The sequence below is a fragment of the Mesorhizobium waitakense genome, from assembly GCF_056431085.1.
In genome coordinates this window covers 1-2,380 of sequence record NZ_JBWKME010000126.1, presented here as the reverse complement: position 1 = coordinate 2,380, position 2,380 = coordinate 1, and the positions used below count along the sequence as shown (strand labels likewise).

Sequence of the window (2,380 nt, the reverse complement as noted above, 5' to 3'; positions counted from 1 at the left end):
CGCTACCACGCGCGGCGCCCAAAATCCCGCGGCCCTGCTCGGATGGATACGGTCAGAACGGACTCCTGTTGCCCGCCATTCCATCGGATATCATCCAGAAGAGAAAAGGCGGCAACCGGGCAGCCCGAAGAAGCCCGGCGGGCGGCGACGATACCTCCGTGCCGGAGGCAGCCATCTCAAGAAACCATAGCAAACCGTACAGCGCTAAACGGCTCTCGCCACTCTCAGCAGGCGAGCAAGGCGTTCTGGGTCTCACAAAACGCGAGCTGGAAAAGTTCGTTTCGGTCATTCGGCTGGAGGCAGGTTCGGATGGAAGCCGCTTCGGGCAGACGTGCTGAGCCGCTCCCCTTACGATTCGCGAACGGAGGGAATTGGTGTAATCGACCAATTGATCAAGCTGATGGCTCGTTCAAGTGCGGACTTAGTCTCGGGGCAGGTGGGAGAAACTGCAAGGACATGTCCCATCCAGTCGCGGTAATCGCCTCTCCTGACGACGCGCGTCTTGGGCTTGACGTAGAAATTGACTTCGGCAACGCCCGAAACATCAGCCGCTTCATTGATGCCAGCGACCCAATTGAGGAATCCATCGCGATTAGGAACGAGGAACCGTGCAGCCGCTGTGAGTGAATGCCTTTTGCGCAGGTCACATTTATTGCCAGTGACAAGCTTAATGTGCTCGGTGATGAGATCGATACCGTAAGCCAACTGAATCAGCTGAGGATTGGGAGTGCCAGCCAGACGAGGATTGACTTCAATGACGACCGGCCCACGATTTGTCCACCGGAATTCAATGCATGTTGGCCCCCAACCAAGTCCGAGAGCTCGCAAACACCCCAGCGACATTTCCGTGATGCGCTCAAACTCGCAATCAGCCAGCGGCGCGGGATAAGTGCACTCACGAAATACAAAATGAGGCAGGGGACCAGAGTCCGCCGCAGAAATCGCAATGACTTCGTTTTCCATTATGTCGGTGCAATAGTACGGACCTTCAGCGAATTGTTCGATCAGCACCCTCGGCGAAGATCGCCATCTATGTTCCCCACCGAATAGATAGGCGGCATGTTCGACCACTTGTCGGGCATCGTAGCACAATCGAACACCGCTACTCCCGACACCCACGGCTGGCTTAATGATCACCGGAAAGCCGAGTTCCTCGGCCGAGCTTTCCACATCCTTGGCTTCCGCGGCCACTCGAAATGCGGGTACAGGAACTCCTGCCTCCGCGAGGAGTTGACGCTGGGCAAACTTGTCGCAGCATCGTTCGATTGATTTCGGATCTGGTCCGGGTAGGTCGAAATGACGGCAGAGCTTGCCAACTGTCGCATAGAACGCCTCCCTGGCGCAGGTAATTCCTGCAACCTCATAAGTCCTCGACAATCTGGAGCATTCTCGGATTAACTCATCAAGATTGTCAGTATCAATCCCGATAGCCTCAACGTCTTCCGCTGCCGGGTAATCATACTGGGCGGCGTTAGCCGACAGGGTGATTACATGAAAGCCGAGACGCCGCGCCGCCTGGATGTAGAGCAGGCCCGTCCCAGTCGTATTGCCCTCGATGAGGATGAGCGTTCTTTCTGGCATGCCTGTTGGCCTCAACTGAGAGCGATGCTGCCCCTCCAACCGAGGCCAGCTTTGTAGGCCGATTCAGTTCGGAAGCGCGGAGAGAAGGTACAACCATCGATCATTTGCGGTGTGTGAAGGTTCTGCAAAGAGTTGTTTCGTGGCGAGCCTAAACTGATACGTCGCTTTAGTGTTCTTTGGAAGCAGGGCAGGCCTGTGGCATGCCTATGGTTAGGTCAGGCGGCTGCTACAACACGGTGCTCGTGCGAGATGCCCGGGAAAGGGCAGATCCACCAAGGTAAAAAGTTTCATTGTCGCTGCCAGAAAGGCCGAGATCGGCTTGCGTCTTGCACGACTAGTAAATCCATCTGACTGTTCAGTCATCTTTCCATTGTAACAATTTTTTACAATCATTATCGCACCCTTCATGAAAAGTGCCGTACGTTGCGATTGTGGGGTCTCGCATTGCGATGGGCGGGCGCGCCTTTGACAAGTCATAGCGAGTTGCTGCGGCGGTCAAATGCGGATTGACGTAGAGCGGGAGAAACCTTAGTGGCGGAGCAGAACAAGCAGATACTGAAACCCACGCTGACTGGTCCACGACGGGAGTTGCGTTTTGGTGGCGACAGCGTGGCTGATGTCATCGCACAGACCTTGGAAAAATTCCCGTCAAACGTTGCTGTGCGGTCCTGCGAGACTGGTGATGTAAGCTACCAAGAGTTAGCCCGCTTGATGCACGGCGATCGGCTTTCGGCGGCCTGCATCGGCGATCTGGCCGCCCTCGGAGTGCATTTTGACAAGCCTCGTCGGGCGCCGGCGA

Annotated in this window: 3 protein-coding genes; 2 read left to right on the top strand and 1 reads right to left on the bottom strand. The window is 55.9% G+C overall.

The window, feature by feature from the left end:
* Window positions 1-338: hypothetical protein (locus AC07FD_RS25965; protein WP_478352147.1), on the top strand; the 338-nt coding region annotated here is incomplete at its 5' end.
* Between the two features lie 10 nt (window positions 339-348).
* Here the strand turns inward: AC07FD_RS25965 and AC07FD_RS25960 are convergent.
* A complete protein-coding gene (locus AC07FD_RS25960) occupies window positions 349-1,581 on the bottom strand; it encodes an ATP-grasp domain-containing protein (protein WP_478352146.1) in 1,233 nt (410 codons plus the stop codon).
* 531 nt (window positions 1,582-2,112) lie between these two features.
* On the opposite strand from AC07FD_RS25960, the gene AC07FD_RS25955 reads away from it, so the two are divergent.
* Window positions 2,113-2,380, top strand: a 268-nt coding sequence (locus tag AC07FD_RS25955; protein ID WP_478352145.1) for a hypothetical protein, incomplete at its 3' end; no start/stop codon positions are given.